The sequence below is a fragment of the Marinobacter sp. genome, from assembly GCF_048266785.1.
Taxonomy (GTDB): domain Bacteria; phylum Pseudomonadota; class Gammaproteobacteria; order Pseudomonadales; family Oleiphilaceae; genus Marinobacter.
Map to the genome: position 1 here is coordinate 22,690 of NZ_JBLWYX010000022.1, position 25,922 is coordinate 48,611.

The 25,922-nt window shown below is 59.4% G+C and carries 10 protein-coding genes; 3 read left to right on the forward strand and 7 right to left on the reverse strand.

Annotated features, from left to right (window positions below):
• Window positions 1-2: 2 nt before the first annotated feature.
• The 6 genes from ACN0V1_RS19455 to ihfB all read right to left on the reverse strand — a co-directional run bounded on the left by ACN0V1_RS19455 (window position 3) and on the right by ihfB (window position 7,219).
• Entirely contained in the window at window positions 3-1,202 is a 1,200-nt protein-coding gene (locus tag ACN0V1_RS19455; RefSeq protein ID WP_417546576.1) for a UDP-N-acetylglucosamine 4,6-dehydratase, read from the reverse strand.
• A complete protein-coding gene (locus ACN0V1_RS19460; RefSeq protein ID WP_417546577.1) occupies window positions 1,199-2,461 on the reverse strand; it encodes a lipopolysaccharide biosynthesis protein in 1,263 nt (420 codons plus the stop codon). Before ACN0V1_RS19460 ends, ACN0V1_RS19455 begins: the two co-directional genes overlap by 4 nt.
• A 154-nt stretch (window positions 2,462-2,615) precedes the next feature.
• A complete protein-coding gene (locus tag ACN0V1_RS19465) occupies window positions 2,616-4,346 on the reverse strand; it encodes an MBL fold metallo-hydrolase RNA specificity domain-containing protein (RefSeq protein ID WP_417546578.1) in 1,731 nt (576 codons plus the stop codon).
• Between the two features lie 50 nt (window positions 4,347-4,396).
• Window positions 4,397-5,101: a Wzz/FepE/Etk N-terminal domain-containing protein gene (locus ACN0V1_RS19470; RefSeq protein ID WP_417546579.1), complete on the reverse strand. Its 705-nt coding sequence runs from the start codon at window positions 5,099-5,101 to the stop codon at window positions 4,397-4,399.
• Window positions 5,102-5,524: 423 nt separating this feature from the next.
• Complete coding sequence (locus ACN0V1_RS19475; protein ID WP_417546580.1) at window positions 5,525-6,787, reverse strand: Wzz/FepE/Etk N-terminal domain-containing protein; 1,263 nt, start codon at window positions 6,785-6,787, stop codon at window positions 5,525-5,527.
• Between the two features lie 147 nt (window positions 6,788-6,934).
• Window positions 6,935-7,219, reverse strand: a complete 285-nt coding sequence (gene ihfB / locus ACN0V1_RS19480) for an integration host factor subunit beta (RefSeq protein ID WP_014852485.1) — start codon at window positions 7,217-7,219, stop codon at window positions 6,935-6,937.
• Between the two features lie 531 nt (window positions 7,220-7,750).
• Here ihfB and ACN0V1_RS19485 point away from each other — a divergent pair.
• From ACN0V1_RS19485 to ACN0V1_RS19495, 3 genes are read left to right on the forward strand one after another with little or no spacing between them, the layout of a single operon-like run.
• On the forward strand, window positions 7,751-9,433 hold the full coding sequence (locus ACN0V1_RS19485) for a ShlB/FhaC/HecB family hemolysin secretion/activation protein (RefSeq protein WP_417546581.1): 1,683 nt from the start codon (window positions 7,751-7,753) through the stop codon (window positions 9,431-9,433).
• Between the two features lie 17 nt (window positions 9,434-9,450).
• Window positions 9,451-22,719: a filamentous hemagglutinin N-terminal domain-containing protein gene (locus tag ACN0V1_RS19490; protein WP_417546582.1), complete on the forward strand. Its 13,269-nt coding sequence runs from the start codon at window positions 9,451-9,453 to the stop codon at window positions 22,717-22,719.
• A gap of 46 nt (window positions 22,720-22,765) precedes the next feature.
• Window positions 22,766-23,494, forward strand: a complete 729-nt coding sequence (locus ACN0V1_RS19495; protein WP_312905596.1) for a SapC family protein — start codon at window positions 22,766-22,768, stop codon at window positions 23,492-23,494.
• Window positions 23,495-24,080: 586 nt separating this feature from the next.
• Here ACN0V1_RS19495 and ACN0V1_RS19500 read toward each other — a convergent pair.
• A complete protein-coding gene (locus ACN0V1_RS19500) occupies window positions 24,081-25,742 on the reverse strand; it encodes a DEAD/DEAH box helicase (protein ID WP_417546583.1) in 1,662 nt (553 codons plus the stop codon).
• Between the last annotated feature and the right edge of the window lie 180 nt (window positions 25,743-25,922).

The window sequence follows — 25,922 nt, forward strand, 5'->3', positions numbered from 1 at the left end:
GCTCACATTTTACTATCGAGGTATTTACCAGTTTCCTTGTGCCCAAACTCAGGCAACATTTGCAAAAAAAGATCTACCAATTCTCGCTTACTCCAGCCCTCATTCTTTTTCATCGCAAGGATACTGTCGCTGAAGTTGCTGAGTAGATTCTCGTCAAATTCCGGTTGGTTTTTTATTACACCTAAATTGATAAAGCTTTGCATATCGAGAGTTTCTTGGTCGGTGAAAAACTCTTCAAAATCTTTCTCGCCAGTGGTATCACTGGAAGTGAACAGACAAGGCCACTGTTTGGCTTGCTCATGTTTTTCTGCTTTTTCGGAAAAAAATGCACGAGCCTCTTCTTCAGTTTGACAAATATAGGGCTCATATCCCTTAGCTTTAAGATACTTAACTGCTATATCGGCAAAAGTAATTAGATGAAGGTTTTCGCTTAGCTTGGGGAAAAATATGTCGCGATTTTCGCCAAAAATACAACTCATTAGACAAAGTTCCCCTGATTCTTGAGGGGTAACAAAGTAACGTTTGATATCGTTTGGAGCAACTATTGGTTGCCGCTTCTCCAAACGTTGATTAAAGCCATGCAACAAGGAGCCATCTGAAAAGGCCACATTAGCAAAGCGAGCAGTGGAAATATCAATTTGAAGGCTGCGGCGCATAAGGAACATTTCCATAATACGCTTGGACGCGCCCATCATATTTACCGGATTGGCCGCTTTATCAGTGGAAACGCAAAAATATTTCTTTACCCCAGCGTCAATGCACTGCTTCAGCGTTTTGTCTGTGTTGAAGATATTGACATCAATCATGCGCATCAGGGTATAAGGGTCTTTCTCGCTGCGCACATGTTTCAACGCCGAAAGATTAAGCACATAATCGTAATTACCGTCGGCCTTGAAAAATGCATCGTATTCCGCCGAACCTATATCCAGGGCGAAGGTTTGAAAATCCCCGTCGATATATCCATATGAACTTCTAATATCTCGCACCAGTTCTACCAAGTTGTTTTCGCTGATATCAACAACATGTAGCTTTTGGGGGTTACGCTTGAAGATTTCCTTAACCACTGCTTGACCAATGGAGCCAGCACCACCAAGAACCAAGAACCTGGACCCAGCAACGATCTTCTCTAAGCTTTCCTTACTATTATCGATATCATTATCAAACAGCCTTCTCTCGCGCCCTATCACACCAAGAATATTCATACTATCGCCTTCGCAGGTTCGGAACTCAAATGATACGCACAGGTCTTATATATCAGGACAAAACCATATACAATACACAACGCTATAGGTATTGCATACAAGGTGTCATACTGGGCCAGCAATAAAACGCTTACAATGAATAGAGGAACACTCATTATATTAGATACTACGATCCCCCTATCTTCGCCTCGCGCGTACAGCCCATAATGGGGGATATAGCTAAACACTTGGAGCAAAACCATAAAAACTAAAATATAGAAAACACCTATATTTTCCGAATATACAGGCTCTCCCAACAGGGAAAAAAACCAATCTGCAAAGAAAAACACAATAGCGACAAAAAGAACCGACACCACCGCAACTTGAAAAAACATTGCTTTTAGACCTGACAAAAAACCAATATCATCCTTATTGGAGTGACAAGCTAAAAGCTTGGGATATAAAAAAGAAAAAATCCCAGCGTCCATAAATGTGATCATTGCCGAAGCTATAGACATATAAAAAACGTAAGCTCCTAAATTGGCCTCGCCCTGTAAAAATGAGAACCAGTAACGATCCACAGTTATAATAAAATTGACGCTTAGTGAGGCAGCAAATAAGGGAAGAGCAATTTTCATTCCCTTCAGCACCCAGCTCCAGTCGGTTCGACTCAACAACCTACCCTTTACATAGGAAACTTTCAATAAAACATAAGCAGACAAACATAACGCTAGCAAACCGCCTATTACCCACGCTACTAGCAGATAATCCAGTTTCCGGGACTCCGGATAGAACAGCATTAGCAATACTAAAACCAGAGCCCAAAGGCCTTGACGCAGGAATAAAGCTATACTTGAAACCAGTTGATATTGTAGCGCAATCAACAATCGCATAGCTTCCTGATTTAAATGTTCGAGCACAACCAGAAGCAAAAAAAACGGAGCTAGCCGCCAAGGAAGAAACTCAAAGTAAAATAGCGACATAAGAATCGGCATGACAAAAACATATAGCACAGCATGCATAGAAATCTGATTCTTCAACTTCTGCGCTCTATCTTTTAGATCAGTCCGGACAAGCTCACGGGAGCTGAAAGTGTAAAACTCAAATCCTAGCGGATATATAGAATAAGCAATAGTAACCACAAGCAAGCCATATATACCAAGGGCACTCGGCTGCAAATATTTCGCAAGCATGAAGACCAGCAAGAATTTACTTACCAGAGTCGCGCCCCTGAGACACACATTGAGCAGTCTAGCTGTAAATCCCGTGTTATCCATCACCTACCATTCCAACGTCACTGACTTCTCAAGTTAATTAAAAACTACTGCATTCTTATTGTAACGTATGGCATCAGATGTTAAGGCTTCGGTTGGCATATATGCTCCGCTTGATGAGTATTCCTCAACATCAGCGCACGTTGCTTGTTCTCATGTTCTAGCCCGCAGATACGATCTCCAAAAGCGGTCTATTTCGCTGTGCGTACTCCGCATATAGCCGATCGGCAAGGGTTTGCTTGGCCTCTTGCTCCCCATGCACTATCCGAATCTCAGTCGGCCACTGCTGCATCCCAGTCACAAAATCCACCAACCCGTTCTGATCCGCATGGGCAGAGTAGCCACCGATGCTGCTAATGCCAGCACGGATATCGAAGCGTTCACCATCCAGGTTTACATAGCCGCCTTTCGGACCGTAGGTCTGGATGGCGTGCCCTGGTGTGCCTTTGGCCTGGTAGCCAACGAAAAGGACGTTGTGTCTTTTGTCGCCCAGCATGGCTTTCAGGTAATTGACGATGCGGCCACCCGAGCACATGCCACCACCGGCAATCACGATGGCGGGGCGTGCGGTTTGAGTCAGGTGGTTCACTATTCGTTGGTGGTCGCTGTGGCTGTCTATTGTAATGAGTTGTTCGAAGCTCAGCGGGCGGCGGCCGGATTGGACTCGGTCGCGTGCTTCCTGGTTCCAGAAGGGTTTCAGCTCACGGTAGGCTGCGGTGAAGCGGCTGGCCAGGGGTGAGTCGAGGATGATGGGGAGTTCGGGCCAGTTGGTGGTGGTCTGTTCAGGTGAGTGATTTGCGGCCAGGGGTGTTTCGTTTATCTCCCTCTCCCCGGCCCTCTCCCGCAGGGGGAGAGGGGGTTGTTCGGCATCGCTGCTGATTGCGGGGCTGGTTTCTTCGCTTCTCAACCCGGCGCTTTCGGAGGTCATTCCGTTCTCTGGCATGGCTTCCCTTCCCCTCACCCCAGCCCTCTCCCCAGCGGGGAGAGGGAGATGGTCGGAGTTGTTGTTCGCGAGCGAGCTCGCTCCTACAGAAGCGGAAGAAGCGGGTGCGGTCTCGGAAGGGAGCATATTTGCGAGTGAGCTCGCGCCTATAGAGCGCGTATGGATGATTTCTTCCAGTTCGTAGAGCAGTTCCTGGGTGCGGCCGATGCTGAAGGCGGGGATCAGGACTGTGCCCTGGTCCTGCAACGCTTGTTCGATGACGGCTTCTAGGCGCTGGCGGCGGGTTTGCCGGTCTTCGTGAAGGCGGTCGCCGTAGGTACTTTCCAGCACCAGGATATCCGCACGTTCGGGCGGTTGCGGTGGCATCAGAAAAGGCGCATGGGGTGCGCCCAGGTCGCCGGAAAACACTATCCGCTTGCTCTCCCCTGCCTGAGGATAATTCAGATCGATTTCCACATAGGCGGAACCAATGATATGGCCGGCACGTTGCAGGCGGATACGCGCGTTCAGTTCGTCGGTATCTACCAGCGTAAACCAATGCTGATAAGGCAGCGCGACGAGGCGGCTTTCAACGATGTCGATGTAACGTTCGATACGCTGCTGGTCGCGGCTGAAGCTCAGCTTGAAGGCATCTTCAAGAACGATGGGCAGGAGTTTTGCCGAAGCCTCGCTGCACAGAATCGGCCCCGCGAAGCCTGCCGCCAACAGATAGGGAATACGCCCGACATGGTCGATGTGTACATGGGTGACCACCAGCGCCTTGATGGTATTCAGCGGAAAGTCGATCGGTAGACGGCTACCGCCCTCGCCGCTCGGAATGGAAGCGTCGTCACCTTGAAACAGCCCGCAGTCGACTAGAAGACTGGTCGTAGCATTCATGTCGAGCTGGTGGCAGGAGCCGGTCACGCCGTCCTTGGCGCCGTGATGTTCGATGTGTGGAAAATCCATACGTTACTCCTTTAACTAAGGATTCAGAAGCGTGCTCCGACCAGCTTCCATCAAACGTTGCGGCTGATGCGGTTGGTCAACATCGAGCGAATCAACCCAATGAAAACTCCGACCATCCCGCCTAAAACGAAGCCTAGCGCAATGATCAATGTGCGCTTTGGTTTTACCGGTACAGACGGGACCGTTGCAGATTGCTCCAAACGATAGAGAGCTGAAACTTCCACTTCTTCAGCCACACCCATCCCGTTTAAAAACTCATTCAACTGCACAGCTGTCGTAGCAGTTGTGTAAGTCAAATATGCATCGATGAACGCTTTGGACAACTCAGGCTCTGTCCCTGTCGCGTTTAGCGAGACGGGGTCAGCCGCCTGTCTTCCCCGACTCGCCTGAAATACAACTTGGCGGTAGGCAGCATTAGTTTCGTCAAAGCCTCGCCGGACGATTTGAGAGTTGAGGTTATCGACCAAGACATCGAAAGCGTCATTCGCCAAGCGAATACCACCAGAGATAGCGGACTCTCCATACGTGGGGCGTCGAAGATTTAGGGTGCCAGCGAGCATGCCAAAGCTATTAATGGAAGCTGGTGCAATTGTCGCTTGGGATGTGTAGGTTGGGGTAACTGTGTAGGAATAACCCAAAGCCAGGAGCGTAAAAAGAACGGTACAAAGTGCAATGAGTAACCTTTGGCCCCAGAGCGCTTGAGCAAGCTCAACAAGGTCTATCTCATCAGTCGCTGAAGGGTGGCCGCTGGTCATTTCCGTCTCGTTGTAGATCACAAAAAGCGGAATTCTGTCACAGCGAGCGGTACGGTTCTAGCGTTTACAGAAACCAAACTGAAAATGGCAGCAATACCATGGCGCGCGGAATGATAATAATTATTAAGTACGGAAATACAGGCCGTGAGTCTTCGAGCTAAGTGCCGTAATTACGCAGAAATGCCACGAATGGGACAGATAGGAGCCCCTCGCAGCACACGTTCACGTAGCCGAGCTGCCGTTTAATCATCCGGAGGGGAGTTGGCACCACCTTCGCTAGCCTTCTTCTCTTTGCGCTGGCTATCCAAAGTGTGGGTTAAGCCGGCCCCTCGTACGCAGCATGGCTTAACCAGGCGTGCACGGGCGAACTCAGAACCTGCCTAGGTTGACATACAAAGTGCATGATCCGAGGGAACGTAAAGCTTATTGCTCAGCGCTACGCACCATCAAGCTACGAATCAGCGCGATGAACACACCGAGCATCCCACCGAGCACAAGCCCTAACGCGATGATCATGGCTTTTTTCGGCTTGACAGGATTCAGCGACTGGAGTGCGAGCTGGTCCAGCCGAACCAGCCGCAACCGTTCCGTATCGAGCTTGATTCCTTTCAGACGTGCGGCTTCCTCACGTAGCTCGGCAAGGTCGGTCAGGTACAGGTCTTCCTGATCTCGCTCCTGAAGGATCTCGACTTCACGATTATTCTCGAGCATGGTCAGTTCGGATTGGATTTCGGCAATACGAGGCTCGATGAAATCGTCCGATTCTCGGCTAGCGAGGGCATCACGCTCTGCCGTCAGCGCTTCGGTGCCCATGAAATACAAGGGTATCTCCTGGTTGGTCACTTCAGTGCGAATGACCTGCGTACCGCTGCGTGTGGATTGCGTCATGGCCGACGGCGTGGTTGGCGTGCGGATCCCCAGCGATTCGGCAATCTCGATTGCCTCGCTGAGCTTCTGAATACGGTTGTTCCGGCGTGTTTTCAGCTCCTCACGCAAAGCCGCGAGCTCGTCCTGCAGCCGGGCCCGGTTAAGGGCACTCTCTTCAAGAAGACCCGCGATAGCCGCTTCCTTGGAGGCGTTGTAGCTTGCCCGCTGCGCTTCCATCTTCATGTCCAAGCTGGACAAGCGATTATTGATCAGGCTCTCGAGGTCATCGGCGATCTCCTTGCGCTCCAGCTCCACCACATAGGATACGAAGCCATTCACCACGGACGCACCGTCCATTCCTTTGGGATAAGTAAGCTTGAGGCCGACGAAAGCGCTGCGGTTATCCGTCTTCTTGGGATCGGGGTGAAGCATCTCGAATGCCGTCTCGTTGAAGGCCGCGAAGGTCTGTTCGAGCGAGTCGCCACGCTTGGGGATATTTTGAAAAAGCTCCTGGTTGTTCAGGAAAAAGTCCAGACGGTTGTCATAGGACGAAAGGCCACCTGCCACCCTGTTGATCGCTTCTTCGGGGGTCAGCTTGTAGATGCCTGTTTCATTGAGCTGATCGAGATTACTCTGCGGTACGGGTCGCAGGTAGGTTCGGGTTTCATAGTAAGGCGTTGCTAGAAAAGCGTAGGCAGCAGCTATAACCATGACGATGAGCGTAACGCCAATGATGAGTAGCTTCTGCCGCCAAAGCGCACGAAACAGTTCGACCAGATCTATCTCGTCAGTTGTGTTGGGTTGCTGAGGCACGATCATTCCCGAATCCCTGTTCTAAATGCGCATCAAAGCAGATGCGAGCGAACCGGGATTTCGTACCTGTTGCGGCCGAAAAGTTCCGCCGGGCTTGATGACTTATGACATTTTTTAAGGGCGCGCTTTTAGCGAGTCGCAGACGCCTGCACGCTACTCTTCCTCATTGACCCTATCCCGCAGCTCCTTCCCCGGCTTGAAGTGCGGGACGAACTTGCCATCGAGCGGAACGGATTGCCCGGTCTTGGGGTTACGGCCGATGCGGGGCGCGCGGTAGTGAAGGGAAAAACTGCCGAAGCCGCGAATCTCGATGCGATCTCCGGTAGCCAATGCCTGAGCCATCTGCTCGAGCATGGTCTTGATGGCCAGCTCGACATCCTTCGAAGAAAGCAGCCCCTGCTGGGTGACGATACGCTCGATCAACTCCGACTTGGTCATGGTTTTCCCTTCGTTTTCAAGCGACTAGGTCATTTGACTTGCGCCTGTTTGTAGCATGTTGTTCAGAGTTTGAACAGCCGAAGGCTTCTGTCCGGAAGGATATTGCCGAGAAGCTCGCATGGATGGGCTCAGCGCAACGCGAAGCCGAACGATCAGAGGCGTCATTTCCGTTGTGGCCAGTCGGGACGACAGGCCGCGAATCCTGGATCCAGGCATCTCGCTCTGGCGCTTTATTTCACCCCGTGCAAACGAGCCGACGAAAGGCATGTTCATCCATGTGCCTTGGCGGCTGTAGCCCCTGTCATACGCCGCCTTGAGACAAAAGCGAGGGTGCCGATGAGCGGCGCCTCCGCTCGTCGACCTGAGCTAAAGACAGGTCATTCACAGTCGATGGCGTTACACGGCCTATTCGCTATAGACAGAACGCCGCTGAAAAAAATAAAGTGATATCACTGTGATATCACAACAACAATTGCGGCCTCTCCTACTGCAAAACCGAAAGATCACCGTTCCCTTTTCGAGCAGCGCGCCATGAGCAAGCCTTCACCTCTTCGTGTTCTTCCTTCCGCGTTGCTGCTGATGGGGCTCTCGCTGCCATCATTGGCACAGCAGATTCCTTCCGCGGCAGAGCCTGGGCGCCAGGCGCCGCTGCCGGTCATGCCCATGCCCGCAGCACCGGGCGGGCCCATCCTGGTTCCGCAGTCCCCGGCGGTCCAGGCGCCAGCCGGTGCGGAGAAATTCACCCTGACGCTCACGCAAGTGACCATCGAAGGGGCTACGGTCTTTTCTCGGGACGAACTCGAGGCGCTGTATCGCGACTTGATCGGCAAGCAGGTCACTGTGCTGGACCTGTTCAAGATCGCCAACGATCTGGAGGTCAAGTACCGCAACGCCGGCTACATCACGACGCGGGTCATCGTGCCAGAGCAGGAGATCGACGATGGCCATTTCCGCCTGGTAGTGGTGGAAGGTTTCGTTTCCGGTGTGGTCATGCCTGACGACATCGGTCCGGCAAAGGCGGCCGTCAACAAGTTGATCGAGCCGCTACGCGGCGTTCGGCCAATCAACATCGCCGATATCGAGCGCCGCCTGTTGCTGGCCAACGACCTCGCGGGCCTGACCGTCCGGGGCAGCCTGGAGCCATCGCCTACAGAGCTGGGTGGTTCGGTGATCGTGATCTCCACCGAGAGGAAGGCCGTGGACAGCTCGCTCAGCCTGAGCGATCGCAATTCCCGCTATCTGGGCGATGCGGAACTGGGTGCGAACATCAGTTTCAATTCGTTCGGCAGCCGAGCGGACCGCTTCAGCCTGAACGCCAGGACGTCCATCCCTCTGGACCGATCCTGGGGCGTTTCGGGCACCTACGATGCCTTGCTCAACAGCGACGGCCTGGCCGGTGCCTTCACCTCCTCCTACGCCCATTCCCAGCCCGGTCTGGAGCTGGAGGAGCTGGACGTGGAAAGCGAAGTGATCTCCGAGGTCGCTTCGCTGAGCTATCCATTGATTCGTTCGCGCAGACAGAACCTGCGCCTGTTCAGCGAATTCGAATATCGCAACGTCTATACGGATATCGCCGGCGAAGCCTTCAACCGCGACAGGTTGCGCATCTTGCGCGCAGGCCTGAGTTACGACCGGACCGATAGCTGGAATGGCATCACCGCCGCCCGCGCCACCGTTCATCAGGGGTTGGACCTGATGAACGCCAGCGATGAGGGCTCCGAATACGCCTCGCGCTTCAACGGCCGCAGCGACTTCACCAAATTCACCGCCGACCTCACTCGCATCCAGCAGCTACCCGGCAACTTCAGCCTGCTGGCCACCGCAACCGGTCAGGTAACCAACAGACCTCTGCTGGCCAGCGAAGAAATCGCCCTGGGTGGGCCGAACTTCGGTCGCGGCTATGACGATGGCGAAGTCGCCGGCGACAGCGGCTGGGCCGCTGCTCTTGAGCTCCGCTACAACTCGTTCGGCCTGCCGCTGTTTCCTCGCGGCATCCAGTACTACGCGTTCTATGACGCGGGCCAGGTCTGGTCCAAGGCGGAAGCGCGTTTCGAAGGCCACCAGAATCTCTTCTCCACCGGTCTGGGCCTGCGCGTGAACCTGCTCGACAACCTGTTCGCCACGGCCGAGTTCAGTCAGCCGTTGAACCGGGACGTCCAGACCGAAGGCGACAAGAGCCCCCGTACCTTCTTCAGCCTCGTGGCCCACTACTGATAGCGAGCGATATTCCAATGAGCACATTCTCCTTTCGCCGTATCGCCCGCTCGGTAACGCCCTCGGCCAAGCGCTCTTCCCTTCCCTCAGTCGCCCAGCGCACCGCCCTGGCCGAAGCCACCGGCATCAGTGCCGGGCGTGGCGCAGGCCAGCCATTGCTGGGCATGGTCACTGCTGCCGCCAGCATCTACGTACTGGGCTCCCTGCTCTCCGCCAGCGCCTGGGCTGCCCCTTCCGGTGGCACCGTGGTCGCCGGCAACGCCAGTATCGTCCAGGCCACGCCGGACACCCTGAATATCGTCCAGGGTTCGAACAAGGCGATCATCAACTGGCAGAGCTTCAGTATCGGTGCCGGGGAAACGGTCAATTTCCAGCAACCGTCGTCCAAGAGCGTCACCCTCAACCGCGTCACCGGTAACGACCCATCAGCCATCTATGGCAGCCTCAATGCCAACGGCACGGTGATGCTGGTCAACCCCAACGGGGTGGTCTTCGGCCCCTCCTCCCGCGTCGATGTGGGTGGCCTGGTAGCCAGTACGGCCAATATCAGCGATGCCGATTTCATGGCCGGCAATTACCGTTTTGCCGAAGCCTCGGCGAACAAGAACGCGCGGATCGTCAACCAGGGCGACATCAGCATTCGCGATGCGGGCCTGGCCGCTCTGGTAGCACCCGGCGTGGAAAACTCCGGCGTGATCAAGGCCAGGCTCGGCAAGGTTGCCCTCGCCGGCGCTGAAACCTTCACCCTCGACTTCCAGGGCGACGGCCTGCTCAGTTTCGATGCCAGCTCGGTGGTCAGCCAGGCCCCTCAGGGTGCCGAAGGCAAGGCGCTGGTGATCAACTCCGGCAGTATTTCGGCCGACGGCGGTTCGATCGAGCTTTCCGCACGGGCGGTGAAAGGCGTGATCGACAACGTCATCAATACCAACGGCGTGGTCGCGGCCAACTCCATCGGCAGCAGGAACGGCAAGATCGTGCTGTCTGGCGGGGACAACGGCGGCGTTGCCATCGCTGGCACGCTGAGCGCAACGGGCAGCGCTGAAGCTGAAGTCGGCGGTCGCGTGATCGCTACCGGCAACGCCATCAACGTCGGGGAAAACACCCTCATCGACGCCTCCGGCAACGCAGGCGGCGGCCAGATCGCTGTCGGCAATGATGGCACTGCAAACGGCACCTGGGCACGCGAGAGCGTAACCGTGGCCGAGAGTGCCACTCTCAAGGCCGATGCGCTGAAGAAAGGCGATGGCGGCCGGGTCACCGTGCTGGCCGATAAAACCACCCGCTTCGCCGGCAAGATTTCCGCCAAAGGTGGTGCCGAAGGCGGCGACGGCGGCTTCGCCGAAGTTTCCAGCCGCGACACCATCATGCTGACAGGCGATGTCGACCTCAGCGCGGCCAAGGGCAAGACCGGCGACCTGCTGATCGACCCGGCGACGCTACGCATCATCGATAACAGCAGCACCAGCGGCGACGGCACCGGCAACGAGGTGACCCGCGGCTGGCTGGAAAATCGTGCAGCCAATGCCAACATCACGCTGGAAGCCGACGGCCTGATCACCATCGACAAGATGGCGAGCAATCTCATCAACCTGAAGACGGGTACAGGCAACAACTTCACCCTCCGCTCGCTGAAGAGCGACGGCATCGTCTTTGCCGATGCCAACACCGAGATCCGTACCCAGGGCGGCAGTATCAACCTGGAAGCCCTGGGTGTAGGCAGCACCTTGAGCAACATTGGCAAGCTGACCAGCAACGGCGGCGACATTTCCCTCGTGTCCAACAGCGGGATCACCTTGGGCAACGCACTGAACGCCGGGAGCGGCAATATCACCGTGCAGTCGGTCGCGGCGTCCATAGGCAGCCTGTCCGACAATGCCGTATTGAGCGGTGCAAAGGTCTCGCTGCTGGCCGCTACCGGCAACCTGGGCAACGCCACCACCGCCCTGAACACCGCGACATCTGCACTGGTGCTGCAGACCGGTGGACACCTGAACGTGGCCAACGATGGCAGCCTGGACAGCCTGTCCATTACCAGCCGCCACGTGTTGCCTAACGCCAACAACACCTATGCACTAAGCTCCGACGGCCTCGAATTCTCGATGGACGACGGCAACTCCTACGACCTGCAGCGCGTAGTCCAAGACGGCCTGGACTTCACCCTCAGCGGTGATCGCAACGTGCGGCTCGGCACCCTCGACCTGGGCAATGGCGACCTTCAACTCACCTCGACCAATGGCAGCCTGCTGGCGGGCAGCGACAACCTGCTGCGCGCCGCTTCACTCAGGTTGTCCGCCACTGGCGCGATCGGCGCCAACGGGCAGGCGCTGAACACGGAAAGTCCTTCGATCCAGGCCACGGCCCTGAACGGCGGCTTGTACCTGAACAATGCTGGCGACCTTGCGTTGTCCGCTTTGGCCACCGGCCGCGTCGATATAGCCACCAGCCGCACGCTGTTGCTCAAGAGCCTGTCCGCCACCAATCAAGCGGTTTCGCTGAACGCCAACGCCGGCGACATCACGACCGACAGTGGCATCATTCTGGACGCGGGTAGCCTGGGTCTCACCGCTACCGGTGCCATCGGCAGCGCCGGTAACCGGCTGCTCAGCAACGCCACCGGTTTCACCGCCAACGCGGGCCTGGGCGGCGTCTATGCCGACCTGAAGGGCAGCTCTGCCACACTGGACGTCATCTCCGGCAATGGCGCCATCGACCTCACGACGGCAGGCAACACCAATGCCGTCCGGTTGATTTCCTCGACCTCTTCCCCTGCCAACGGCATCAAGCTAGAAGTCGCCAAGGGCTACCTGAACCTGGGTGACATCGACTCGGGCAACCTCGCCGACGTACTGCTGCGCCTGCTCGGCAGCGGTGCCGTGAACTCCAACTACAACACGCGCGTCAGCGGACGCCGGGTAACGCTGGATACCGCCTCGAGCAGTAACGTCAACGTCAACACCGGCGCCGAATTCCTCGATGTGCAGGGTAGTGGCGCGGTCACCATCAATCAGAGCGGTGATGTGCGGGTCGAGCGGCTGCTATCCAGCAACTCCAACGTCAACCTGACCAATGTCCAGGGCGATACGACGCTGGTGAGCGTCAACGCCAAGGGCAGCGTCAACCTCAATGCGCAGGACGGTTCCATCTTCGACGACGGCAACGCCGCAACGGGCATCATCAGTGGCAGCAGCACCAGCCTGTCCGCTTCGCTGCATCTGGGTACCAGTGCCGACCGCCTGTCCACCAAAGCCCAGCAGCTGTATCTGACCAGCGGCGGCGACATCTATGTCGGCAATGGCGCCAACCTCAACACGCTGCACATCACCAACAGCCACGCCATCGAAGGGCGCGCCAATGTTCTGGAGGTGAGCTCGCCCTTCCAGAAATTCGATGTCAGCAACGACGGCAACCGTTACACCCTGACCAATGTCGACAGCGCCCTGCTCAACAACTTCTCCTTCACCGGCGACCAGACGCTGGTTGTTGGACAAGTGCGTGGTGGTACTTCCTCCTCCGTCGCGCTCCGCGCCACCTTCGGTGACATCCTCGACGACGGCAACGCACAGACCCGTATCACCGGCAACAACGTCACCCTCACAGCCAACAACGGCTCGCTGGGCGACGCGACCCATGCACTCAACGTGAATACCGGCTCACTGAGCCTGAACACGGCGGCCAATCTGTTCCTGAACAGCATCGCCGACTTGTCGAGCCTGAACCTGACCAGCCGGCATCTCGACCCCGAGGCGCGGTACAGCTACCGGCTGACCGCTCCGTCGCTGGTTCTTGACCTTACGGACGCGACCGACGGTTATCGCTTCAACACGCTGACCGATGTCACCAGCCTGTCCTTCACCTTCAACGGCGACCGCGACCTGTACCTGGGCGATATCGATCTCACCCGCGGTGGATACCTGAACCTCACCAGCTCCACGGGTTCGATCTTCGACGACGGCGATGCCACAACTCGAATCCTGGCCAATAGCCTGAACCTGAACGCCAATGGGTCCATCGGTAGCAACAACACGCCGCTGACGCTGGTGGCTCAATCCATCTACACCACCGCAGACAATGGCGACATCGACCTGGTGCTGGCAATGCCCACCAACTCGACATTCAACCAGACCACCTTCCAAGCCTATGCCCACCGTGGCGACATTACGCTGAATGCCCTGCAGGGCGATTTGCTGCTGAGTACCGTTTATGCCCAGGGCGACATCCGCCTGAATGCCGTCAATGGCTCGATGAACTACAGCGGCGGAACGCTGCAGGGTGCGAGCGTGACCCTGAATGCCAAGGGATCGTTGGGCAGTGCCAGCAATATGTTGCGTCTCAACATCTCCGGCCTGGTTACCGCCAGCACCCAGGGTGGCGATATCGCGCTGAACAACCAGAATGGCACTTTCCGTCTTGGCGAAATCGATGCGGGCAGCGCCAACCTGTATCTGACCGGCAGCGGCAGTCTGCTGGACGACGGCGATACCAGCACACGCGTGCGTGGGGCGACGATCACCCTGGACGCCAACGGTGCGCTGGGCAGCGCCGATACCGCCCTGGGCCTGGCCACCGGCAAGCTGACCGCAAGCGCCAACGGGCTGATGAACCTGGCAAACCAGGGTAGCCTCACGGATCTGTACCTGACCGGCAAAGGCTGGCCGGCCAGCATCAATCTGGCGGATGGCAACATCGGCAGCTTCGAAGCAAGCAATACCGATGGCCTCTACTACCTGCAGGACATCACCGCCAACGGGACGCTGAACTTCGGCTTCACCAGCAACGGCTATGGCATCCGTGTCGGCCATATCGATACCAAGGGCGGTTCGGCCAGCCTGACCAGCGCCGGCAACATCACTACCGACCGCAACGAGACCACGGCGCATATCGAGGCAGCCAGCGTCGCACTGAAGGCCAGCGGATCCATCGGCGCCAGCGGCGACCACAACACCTTGCTGCTATCCGGTACGCGCGACCTGTCGCTGGAGGCGAACAACAACTTCTACGTGACCAGCGATACCCGGCTGACCGATCTGGCACTGACCGTCAACAACAGCGGCGCCACGGCCAACCAGTTCGCCATCGCCGCGCCCGGCCAGACCTTCGACATCAGCGATGACGGCGCCTATACCCACACGCTGAACAATGTCGCCGGTACCGGGCTGAACCACTTCAGCTTCACCAGCAAGAAGAACATCGCAGTGGGTAGCGTCGCCGCCAACGGCAGCGTCAGCCTGAGCACCAGCGGCGGCAGCCGCAATGCCATCAGCCAAGCAGCCGGCAGCGGCATCAGTGCAGGTTCGGTGAACCTGTACACCCAGAACGGCTCGGCCGACGCTGTTTACAGTCGCATCGGCGCTAGCGGCGATGCGCTGAACGTCGCCACCTCCAACCTCAAGGTGGGTACTTCCAGCAGTTTCTACATCGACCACAGCGGCACGTTGGGCAGTCTCGACCTGACGCTGCGCCACAACAGCACTGCATCGGGTAGCCCGATCTATACCTACAGCCTGGCCTCCTCCGGCCGGACTTTCAACGTCTCCGACAGCATTACGACCACCACGCTAAGCAACGTTTCGTGGAGCGGCCTGAACTTCAGTCTGAACAGCGACCGCGCGATCGCCGTAGGTACTGTCAACACGGGCAGCAGCGGCACCGTCAGCCTGACCGCTGCCGGCGGCGCCAATATCAACACCGGCATGGTGCCAACCATTACCGGCAACGCCGGCAACCACATCACTGCAGGCTCGGTGAGCCTGTCCGCTTCCAACAGAAACGGTCGCATCACCGGAATCAATACGACCGCTAGTAATCTGTCGGTCGCCTCCGCCGGCAACGTTTCGGTAACCAACACCGGCACCCTTTCCGGCCTTTCGCTGACCGCCAACGTCAATAACGATAGCAACAGCGCGACCTACGCGATTACTGCCGCCAATCTCACCTCTCGCGATATTAGCTACGACACAACCTACGGTCTGCGGCTGAACAATCTGGTATCCAACAGCAACCTAGCGCTCACGGTGAACACTGGCCACACCCTGACCATCGGCACCGTCAACACCCGCACGGGCGGCAGCGTCTCTCTGACCAGTAATTCCGCTGTGCAGGGTTTTAACGCCAGCGCAAGGATCACCGCTGGTGAAGTCACGCTCAACGGCAGCTCTGTGGGCGTTCGTAACGACAGCAACTCGCCGCTGCTGCTGACCACCTCGCGGCTCTCGGGCAACGTGAGCGGCAATCTGTACGTTTCCAATAGCGGTGCCGGCAACTTGACCTTGGGCAACCTCACCCTGGGCAGCGGCCAGATCCACAACGATGCCTCGATCCTCTACGACGGGGCGGCGATCAAGGCCACCAGCCTGACGCTGGAAGCCGCCAGTGGCAGCATCGGCAGCGCGGCCTCGCATATGGTCCTGGACGTGCGTGAGCTCAGCACCCGCACCGGGCGCGACCTCTATGTGGATGGCGTCTCGGACTTCTACAGCCTGAAAGTCACCAGCAATCACGCAGACCCGGGCCGCCAGAACGTGCTGCAGGTCACCGCTCCGCAACTGGCGTTCGATATCGTCGATGACGGCAGCCGTTTCGTGCTGAGCGAAGTCAGCGATGCCAGCGGTCTGGACTTTACCTTCAGCGGCGACCGCGACATCTCCGTCGCGGAAATCGATGGGCAGCGTGGTCGTACAGTTTCGGCCAATTCGACCGGTGGCAGTCTGATCAGCAATGGTGCCACCCTTAACGCCAGCCAGATCAGCCTGACGGCGAGGGATTCCATCGGCACCAATAATGACGCCTTTACCACCCACGCCCTGAACCTGAGCGTCACTGCGGGCCGCGATATATACGTCGACAACACGCTCGACCTGTCGGCGCTGAGCTTCCACAACACCCAGAGCGGTAGCAACGGCGCCAGCTACCGGATCACCTCCGGCCCGGCGTTCGGCTCGGCTACGCCAACGCTCACCTTCGTCGCCAATGACGACGGCAGCGCGACCTACCTCGACACCGTGACCGACACTACCGGCCTCAACTTCACCGGCCGCACCAATGGGCACAATCTGGTGTATGGCACCATCGACACCTCACCGGAAGGTGTCACCAACGGCGGCTCGCTGACGCTGATCAGCAATACCGGCATCCTCGCCAAGGATGCCAGCAGCCACCTGACCGCAGCCAACCTGTCGTTCATCACCTACAACGGTGCCGGCGTCGGTGCCGATGGCAGTGCGTTGAAGTTCTCCGCACCGCGGCTGAGTCTGGACGTCACGGGCAACTATTACCTCGCCTCCGACGTCCACCTCGACGAACTGACGGTAAACACCCAGCGTCAGGGTGGCAGCACGGTTTCGAATTACCAGTTGACCGCGCCAGACCTGACCTACAGTGCTGTCGACAGCGTCAACGGAACGACCCTGAACATCACCGATACCCGCGGCCTGCGCCTGAACTACTACAGCGGGCGCTCACTGGTGCTGGGCGATATCGATCTGGGCGAGACCAGTGTGCTGAATCTGAGCACCAGCAATGGCGCCAGCATCGTCGGCGACGGCAACGTAGATCACAAGATCACCACTGGCACCCTCTCACTTAGGGCTGAAGGTGCCATTGGCGCTGACGGCACGGTACGTGCCTATGCAGCAACAGCCAACGCTAACGCCCAGAGCGGCGGCGTGCGCATGGCGCTGAGCAACCCTTCGGCGCTGGACAACATCACCGCTAATGGCGATACCTATCTGGAGAATGCGCAAGGCGATATCGCCCTGGGGAACATCAATCTCAACGGCCACAACCTCGAAGTCATCAACAAGGGCGGCTCGATCGTCAGCGGCTCGCTGACCAATGTAGTCAACGCGACCCTGGATGCCTACGGCTCGATCGGCAACATCAGTGCGATCACCACCACGGCGCAGGGCCAAGGCACCACGACGCTGACCGCCACTGCCCGCACCAACGATCGCGGTGCTACCGGCAGCATTGCAATCAACGAGTCCCACAATCTGATCGCCACCAGTGTGTCCGCTCCCGGCGGTGTATCACTGACCGCCGGCAAAGGCCTGACCGTAGGCAACATCAATGGAGGCGCCTCGGACGTCTCGCTGACTGCGAATCGGGGCAATATCTCCGGCCTCAACGGCAGCAATTTGATTACTGGCGGTAAAGTCACCCTGTCGGCCGATTACACCAATGCCTCGGAGGCCTATTCGATCGGTACCTCGGGCACACGCATCAACGTGGCTACCCCGCACCTGACGCTGATCTCGCCGAAGGACATTTACGTCAGCAACAACCAGGCGCTGGACAGCCTGGCCATTACCCGTAAGAACAGCAACTACACCGCCGGCGGTGCCATCTCCGTACAGGCCAGCGGGCTCATCGCGAGTCTCAGCGACAACGCGATCAGCAATCTGCAAGCCAATGGCCTGGACTTCACCTTCAACGCCAATCGTGCCTTGCAGATCGGCACCATCGATGTCGGCACCGGCAACGTCATCCTGAAGAGCAGTGGCTACCAGCAGGACGGTAGCATCACGGCCATCAACAGCAGCTCGCTTATTACGGCCGGCAGCCTGGACGTTACCGCCACCCGCTATACCGGTGGCACCACCCCGACCGCCGGTTCCATCGGCACCGTCGGACAGGCGCTACTCACCAACGTAGGCAGCATCAGCGCCAACGCACAGGGCCTGATCAATCTGGACAACCAGGGCAGCGTCCAGCTGGACAACTTGAGTGCCGGCGGCAACCTGAGCGTGGTCACCCGCAACGGTGGCGACATCCTTCTGGGCGCCCTTGCCTACGGCAGCGGGACCTCGCTGTCGCTGAAGGCCGCCGGTAGCATCCTGGCGGGCAGCGGTAGCCTCAGCAGTAACGCCGGCGCCATCGTTCTGGAAGCGGTGAACGGCATCGGCACAGCCGACGCCGCAGTGAGCATCGCGGCCGGTAGCAGCAACCCGGTCACCGCCAAAGTTACCGGCAACGGCGACATTCACCTGAGCACCAGCAATCTCAGCGGCGGCCTGACCACCGAGGCCAATGGCGGCGACACCTATGTCGAGTCCAACGGCAATGTGCTGCTGACCAGCATGAGCTCCGCTGGCGGCGATATCAGCGTGAGCGCCAGCGGCACGCTGACCGCTGGTGACCTGAATGCCGGCGATGGCAACGTCATGCTGACCGCCAACAGCATTCTTGCCCAAAGTGCAGGCAAAGCCATTCGCGGCCAGGGCATCGACATCATTAGCACCGGCTTCGGGGGCGTCGGCACCAGCAGCCTCGGCCTGAACACCATTGGCCGCAAGGTCACGGTGAGCAGCCAGGGCGGCAGCATCTACCTGTCACCCAGCGAAGCCTCCACCCTGGCCGTGGTCGCGTCCAATGGCGGCGCCATCGTGGTCCGTGCGGGTAACGATCTGTTCTTGGGCAACCTGCTTTCCAGCGGTGGCGCCATCGATGCCAGCGCACAAGGCAATCTTTACGCCGGCAACATCAATGCCGGTGGCGGCAACGTCAAACTGTCGGGCGCTACCATCAAGGCGGACGATGCCGAAACCTCGCTGATCATCGGCTCTCAGGTCGCGTTGACGGCCGTCAGCGGCATCGGCGATGCCAGCCGGGCCTTGCAGACCCGCACCAACCGCCTGGATGCGGTAGTGACCGGCACAGGCGACCTCTATCTGAACGACACCAATGTCGCCGGCCTGCTGCTGAACAATGTGCGTACCCAGAACGGCGCCATCGACATCCGCTCGGCCGGGCCGCTCTCCGCCGCTTCGGTAACCTCCAGCAGCGATGCGGTCGGTAACGACATCCGCCTGCAGAACACCAGCGGCAGCCTGTTGCTCGGGAACCTGCGCGCAGGTGACGTTAATGGCAAGGTGGTACTGGTTTCCGCGGGTGACGTGGGCCGTCTGGGTAATGATGCGACCAACGTTCGCGGTTTTGACCTGTCGATTACCGCCAATGGCAACATTGGCGCTGTCACCGACGTGATGACCGGCGCCGTGGATGCGCTGCGTACCCAGGTCACCTCCATCCATCTGGATACTGGAGTCCTGGGCGATCAGGTAGCGATCAGCAATAGCGGCAACCTGACCATCGGCACTCCGCTTCAAATACCTGCCGACGGCAAGGTCTACCTGCAAGCCAACGGCAATCTCGACGCGCACCGGGTGTCCGCCCCCGCTACTGGCGACCTGGCTCTGCTCGCCAGTGGTGTGCTGCAGCTGCCGACAGATGCTTTGACCACAACCGGCAACCTGCGCCTGGAAGGCCAGACCGATGTACTCAGCAGCGGTGCCACACCGCGCAGCATCGCTGCCAACGCCGGCAGCTTGCGCTTCGTGACCGGCAGCCAGGGTGGCGACACCCAGCTGAACAGCCAGACCGGAAACCTCTATGTGAGCAGTGGGGCCCACGATCTGGTGATCGAGAACCAGGGCCAGCTGAGCATGGTCGACGTGATCGGTACCGGCAACATCGACTTCACCAACGATAGTGGCTTCGTCGCCAACAACTTCATCACCTCCGGCACAGACAAGACCCTGCGCCTGACTGCCGAAGATGGCGACATCACCATTCTCGGTGCGATGGCGGGCAATAGCTCCCTGAGCGTGGAGCTCGCTGCGAACAATGGCGACGTGACGCTCGCACAGCACGCCGGCGGTCTGAAGAGCCTGAGCATCGAGGCGACGAACATCTCCCTGGTGGGCGCTACCACCAATGGCGGTGCTCAGTCCTACAAGGGTGCCACCCGGCTCGGTGGTACCTACATGACCAACGGCGGCGGCTTCACCATCGAAGGCGCCACGCAACTGACCGACTCTACGGCCATCGTTACAGGCAACGGCAATGTCAGCCTGCAAACGGTGGATGGCGAGCAGGAGCTGATCATCGCCAACGGTACCGGCACTGTTCGATTCAGCGATGCTGTCGGCGCAAGCGAGGCGCTGGCCAGGCTGGTCGTCAACGGCAGCGGCAATCTGCTGCTCGAGGACGCCATCACCACCGTCGGCACCCAGCGCTACAACAATGTGCGCCTGGACGGTAACAGCACGCTCACCAGCCAGAACGCCGGCATTACTGTCGACGGTCTGGTCGATGGCGGACATGATCTGCGACTGATCAGCGGAAACGCGGGGGATGTGGCCTTCCTGGGTGCCCTGGGCAGCCTGGAGAGAGTCGGCGCGGTCCGGATCGACACCGCTGGCGAATCGTACTTTGGCGCCGCCGTCCGGGCCGCGTCGGTCTACACCGACGACCCGGGCCACGTTCGCGTCAGCGCCAACGTGGATACCACCGGCAACCAGTACTACGGCGAGCGCCTGGTGCTGAACAACGACGTGGTGCTCACTGGCGGCCTGGTGACGCTGGCTCAAGGCGCCGACGGTCCTCATGGCCTGTCCGTCGTCGGTGATGCCGATGTGCGGGGCGCCATCGGCGCCGACCAGGCTTTGACCTCGCTTTCCATCAGCGGCACGGCTCAGCTCGGGGGCGGCCTGATCAGCACCACCGGCAACCAGACCTACCAGGGTGCGGTGACGCTCGGTGCAGACGCGCAGCTCGAAACCGTCGGCGGCAACGTGACTTTTGTCTCGACCCTCGATGGTGGCCACGACCTGACCATCGATAGCGCTACCGGCAACGTGACCTTCTCCGCAGAGGTCGGTGGCAGCGAGCGCCTGGGCGCGATATCGGTCGTCAGCGATGGCACCAGCCGCTTCGCCGCACCGTTGAAAGCGACCTCGCTCGAAACCGATGCGGGCGGCGTGCTGGAAATCGCCGCCGGGCCGATCGACACCACCGGCATGCAGCGCTACGGCGAGCATCTGACCCTGTCCACCAACACCGTGCTCAAGGCCAGCGAAGTCGTATTGCTGGCCGGCGTGGACGCCAGCGCTGAAGGTGCCCAGTCACTCACTATCGAAGGTGATGCGACGCTGGGTGCCGTCGGCTCCCAGAATGCCTTGTCGACCTTGAGCGTGACCGGCAACAGTGCGATCAAGGGCGGCGTGACCACCACCGGCGAGCAACACTACAGCCAAACCCTGGTCATCGACGCCGATACCGTGCTCAAGGCCAGCAAAGTGACCTTGACCCAGGGCGTCGGCGGTGTGACCGCGGGCGGGCAATCGCTGCGCATCGAAGGTAATGCGGTGATCGGCGGCGAACAGGGCGACACGGCCCCGCTGGCCAGCCTGACGGTCGTCGGCACTACCGATTTCACCGGCGGCTCCTTGATCACCACTGGCGAGCAGCTCTACCAGGGCGCAGTCAGCCTCAGCGGCGACCACACCCTGAGCAGCACCGGCGGCTCACTGGTGTTCGGCTCCACGCTGGACAGCGGCAACCGTTCATCGCTGACGCTCTCGGCTGGTGAAGATATCGTCGTGCAAGGTGCCGTTGGCGGTACTTCGCCGCTGGGCGCGCTGGTGATCGACGCAGGCGACAGCATCGACTTCGCCTCCAACGTCCACGTATCCAGCGTGCAACAGGCCGCGGCCGGCGGACTCACCCGCTTCGGTGGCGAACTGCGGGCCGATGGTGCGGACGGTATCGTGCTGAGCGGAGACGGCTTCGTCTTCGAAGCAGGCGTCACCGCCGATCAAGGCGTCCTGACGGTGCACAACAGCGATGCAGCAGGGACGATCGCTTTCAACGGTCCGATCCTGTCGAAGAAGGACTTCACCCAGACCGGCGGCGCCCATGTGTATCTGCCGGAGACCATCACCGTTTCCAATGGCGGCATCAAGCTGGAAACGGTGGCGGAAATCCTGTCCGACAAGGCCAACTTCACCACCACCGGCGATATCGTGATGAACGGCTTGTATGCACCGAAAACCTGGCTGACCCTATCTTCCGGCACCGGCGCACTGAATATCGGCCTGCCCTCCGGTAACACGACCAACCGCAACCTGATCCAGGTGGCGCGCCTCAGCGTCCCCACCGCCGGATCGGCCAACCTGTTCGGCAGCATCGGTATCGTCGGTGGCCGCAAGGCCGCACGCGAAATCGACTCCAAGCTCACCCGAGCGCCTTACTTCATCAACGAAACCCCTTGGGGCGACAACGAAATGATCAGTCAGGTGATTGCGGTAACCGTGCCCAAGACGGCAATTCCGACGACGCCATCGGTCACGTCCCTGTTCATCCACACGCACAGCCCGCTTGGCATGACTCCTGACGCCCTCGGTGCCTATGCATCGCCCAAGGTGCTCGATGTCGCGGAGGACTTTGCGCCGCAGGCCGGCACCTGTGTGAAAGGTGACGAGAACGCACCACTGCTTTGTGGTCTCTAATCAACTGCGAACGACTTCAACCGACGAGCCAGATCGAGTAACGAACATGACCGAAAAGACATTGCCTGCGTTCTACCAGAAGCCGCGTCCGATTCACGCCGAGCAGGACGCCAACCTTGCCCTGGCCGAGACGGCCAACTATCTGTTCGCTGCCAGCAGCAACTCGGTGCCGCTGGTAGCGGCCGAGTTCACCCTGGCGTGCAAACATTTCCCCATCCTGTTCGCCGATGGCGACAAGCCGCTGCCCGTCGCGCTGCTCGGCCTACGCAGCGAGGAGAACCTGTTCGTCGATGCCGAAGGCAAATGGCAGGCCGGCTACGTTCCGGCCTATGTGCGCCGCTATCCGTTCATCTTCATGGAGAATGCCGACAAGTCGGAATACACCCTGTGCATCGACGAGGCCGCTCCGGGCCTGGTCGACGACGGTGAGCGGCGGCTGTTCAACGACGGCAAGCCGACCGAACTGCTCGACAATGCCCTGGCCTTCTGTCGCGACTACCAAGGGCACCATGCATTCACCAGCGAATTCGTCGAGGCGCTGGCCAAGGCCGAGCTGTTGGTCGATAACCGTGCCGACGTCAGCCTCGCGACGGGGCAGAAGCTCAGCCTGGCTGGTTTCAAGGTGATCGACGAAGCCAAATTCAACCAGCTGCCAAGCGAAGAGTTCCTGCGCTGGCGCGAGCGTGGCTGGCTGCATCTGGTCTACTGCCACTTCATCTCGATGAGCAACTGGGCCAGCCTGATCGACCTGACAGCCGAGCAGGGCAAGAGCTGACGAGTCTCTCGTTAAGATAAACGCTGATGGTGCCCATGCTCCTGCGCGGCACCGTCACCCTTTCGCCGCGAGGGCGCGGCTCCCACAAGGGCAGCATGGCAAGCCGCAATCCGTGGGAGCGCCGACCTCGGCGCGAAGCTTCTAACGTCGAGCCCCTTTGGATGATGGTGCCCATGCTCCTGCGTGGGCACCGTCACCCTTTCGCCGCGAGGGCGCGGCTCCCACAAGGGCAGCGTGGCAAGCCGCAATCCGTGGGAGCGCCGACCTCGGCGCGAAGCTTCTAACGCCGAGCCCTTTGGGATGATGGTGCGGGCACCTTCCGATCCGCTCCGCCCTTCCCACAGGCACAAGCCTGAGCTTGTAGGGTGGAAAACTCGCGACGCGATTTTCCACGCGGGGCAGGAAGGCAACCCGGATAACTCAACTCCGCCCCGCGTGGATGGCTTCGGCCATCCACCCTACGTCAGGCTCGGGGATCGCCAGCAAGCTGGCTCCTACGGGATGTGGGATCTGTCGGGTCCTGGGGTTCTGGCAGATACAAAAAAGGCGAGCTGATCAGCTCGCCTTTTTCTTTGCTATGTAACCCTCAGTCCTCGCGATAGCGACGCAGCTTCAACTGCTTGCCGCCGACACGGGTGTCCTTGAGTTTGCCCAGCAGGCGCTCGAGGCCTTCTTCGGGCAGCTCGACGAGGCTGAAACTGTCGCGCACCTGGATGCGACCGATGGCTTCGCGGGCCAGGCCGCCTTCGTTGAGGATGGCACCGAGCAGGTTGCGCGCGGCGATGCCGTCGCGTGCGCCCAGCGGGGTACGGCAGCGAGCGCGACCTTCGGCCAGCGGCATCGGCGCACGGCGCTCGCGATCACCGCTGCGCTCTGGACGATCGGAACGCTCACGCGGACCACTGGTTGGTACCAGCGGTTGTTCCTTTTCCACTTCGGCCAGAGTAAGCGCCTGACCGTTGGTAGCCTTGCGCAGCAGCGCAGCGGCCAAGGCATGCGGGCTGCAGCCGATATCGGCAATCAGCTTGTCGAGCAGCTCGCCATGGCTGGCTTCGGCATCGGCCACCAGCGGCGCGAGGCCGTTGGTGAGTTTCTTGATGCGGGCGTCCAGCACCTGCTGGGCGTTGGGCAGGCGCACTTCGGCGACCTTCTGGTTGGTCACACGCTCGATGACCTGCAGCATGCGGCGCTCACGCGGGGTGACCAGCAGCAGCGCGCGGCCATCGCGGCCAGCGCGGCCGGTACGACCGATGCGGTGCACGTAGGACTCGGGATCATAGGGCATGTCCACGTTGAATACGTGGGTGATGCGCGCCACGTCCAGGCCGCGGGCAGCGACGTCGGTGGCCACGACGATGTCCAGGCGGCCGTCCTTGAGCGATTCGATGACGCGCTCGCGCTGGTTCTGGGCGATGTCGCCATTCAGTGCGGCGGCCTTGTAGCCTTTGGCCTCCAGCGCGGCGGCCAGATCCAGGGTGGCCTGCTTGGTACGCACGAAGGCGATCAGCGCGTCGAAATCCTCGACTTCCAACAGACGCAGCACGGCCGGGATCTTCTGGTCGGCATGGACCATCAGGTGTGCCTGCTCGATGCGCGCCACGGTCTGGGTCTTGGCGGCGATCTTGATGTGCTGCGGCTCGCGCAGGTGCTTCTCGGCGATAGCGCGGATCGAGTGCGGCAGCGTGGCGGAGAACAGCACGCTCTGACGGCTTTCCGGCATGGCTTCGAAGATCACTTCCAGATCGTCCATGAAGCCCAGCTTGAGCATCTCGTCGGCTTCGTCGAGTACCAGGAACTGGATGGTCGACAGCAGTGCGCTGTTGCGGCTCAGGTGGTCGACCAGACGGCCGGGGGTCGCGACGATGATCTGCGCGCCCTGGCGGATGGCCTTGAGCTGCGGGCCCATCGGTGCGCCACCATAGATGGCGACGACGCCGACGCCGGGCATCTGCTTGGAATAGGTTTCGAACGCGGTGGCGACCTGCAGGGCCAGCTCGCGGGTCGGCGCGAGGATCAGCGCCTGCGGCTCGCGACGGGCCGGGTCGATCTTCGACAGGATCGGCAGCGCGAAGGCCGCGGTCTTGCCGGTACCGGTCTGCGCCTGGCCGATCATGTCGTGGCCGCCGAGGATCACCGGGATCGCCTGGGCCTGAATGGGGGATGGTTCTTCGTAGCCGACTGCGCTGATGGCAGCCAGTACGGCGGAGTGAATACCGAGTGCGGCAAAGCCGCCGATTTCCTGGGTCATGGGTCTTTCCTGAGGCTCCGCAAAGACCCATGTTCCGAAGCTGCGCATGCCATGCAACACCCGAAGGTCACCCTGGCAGCCTGGTCGGCGGGGTTTGCGAAAACGTATGAATGATGAATCGTCAAGGATAGCTCGAAAGCTGACAGCAGCCGAAGCAGCGCTTCGTATTGTTGCGGCACC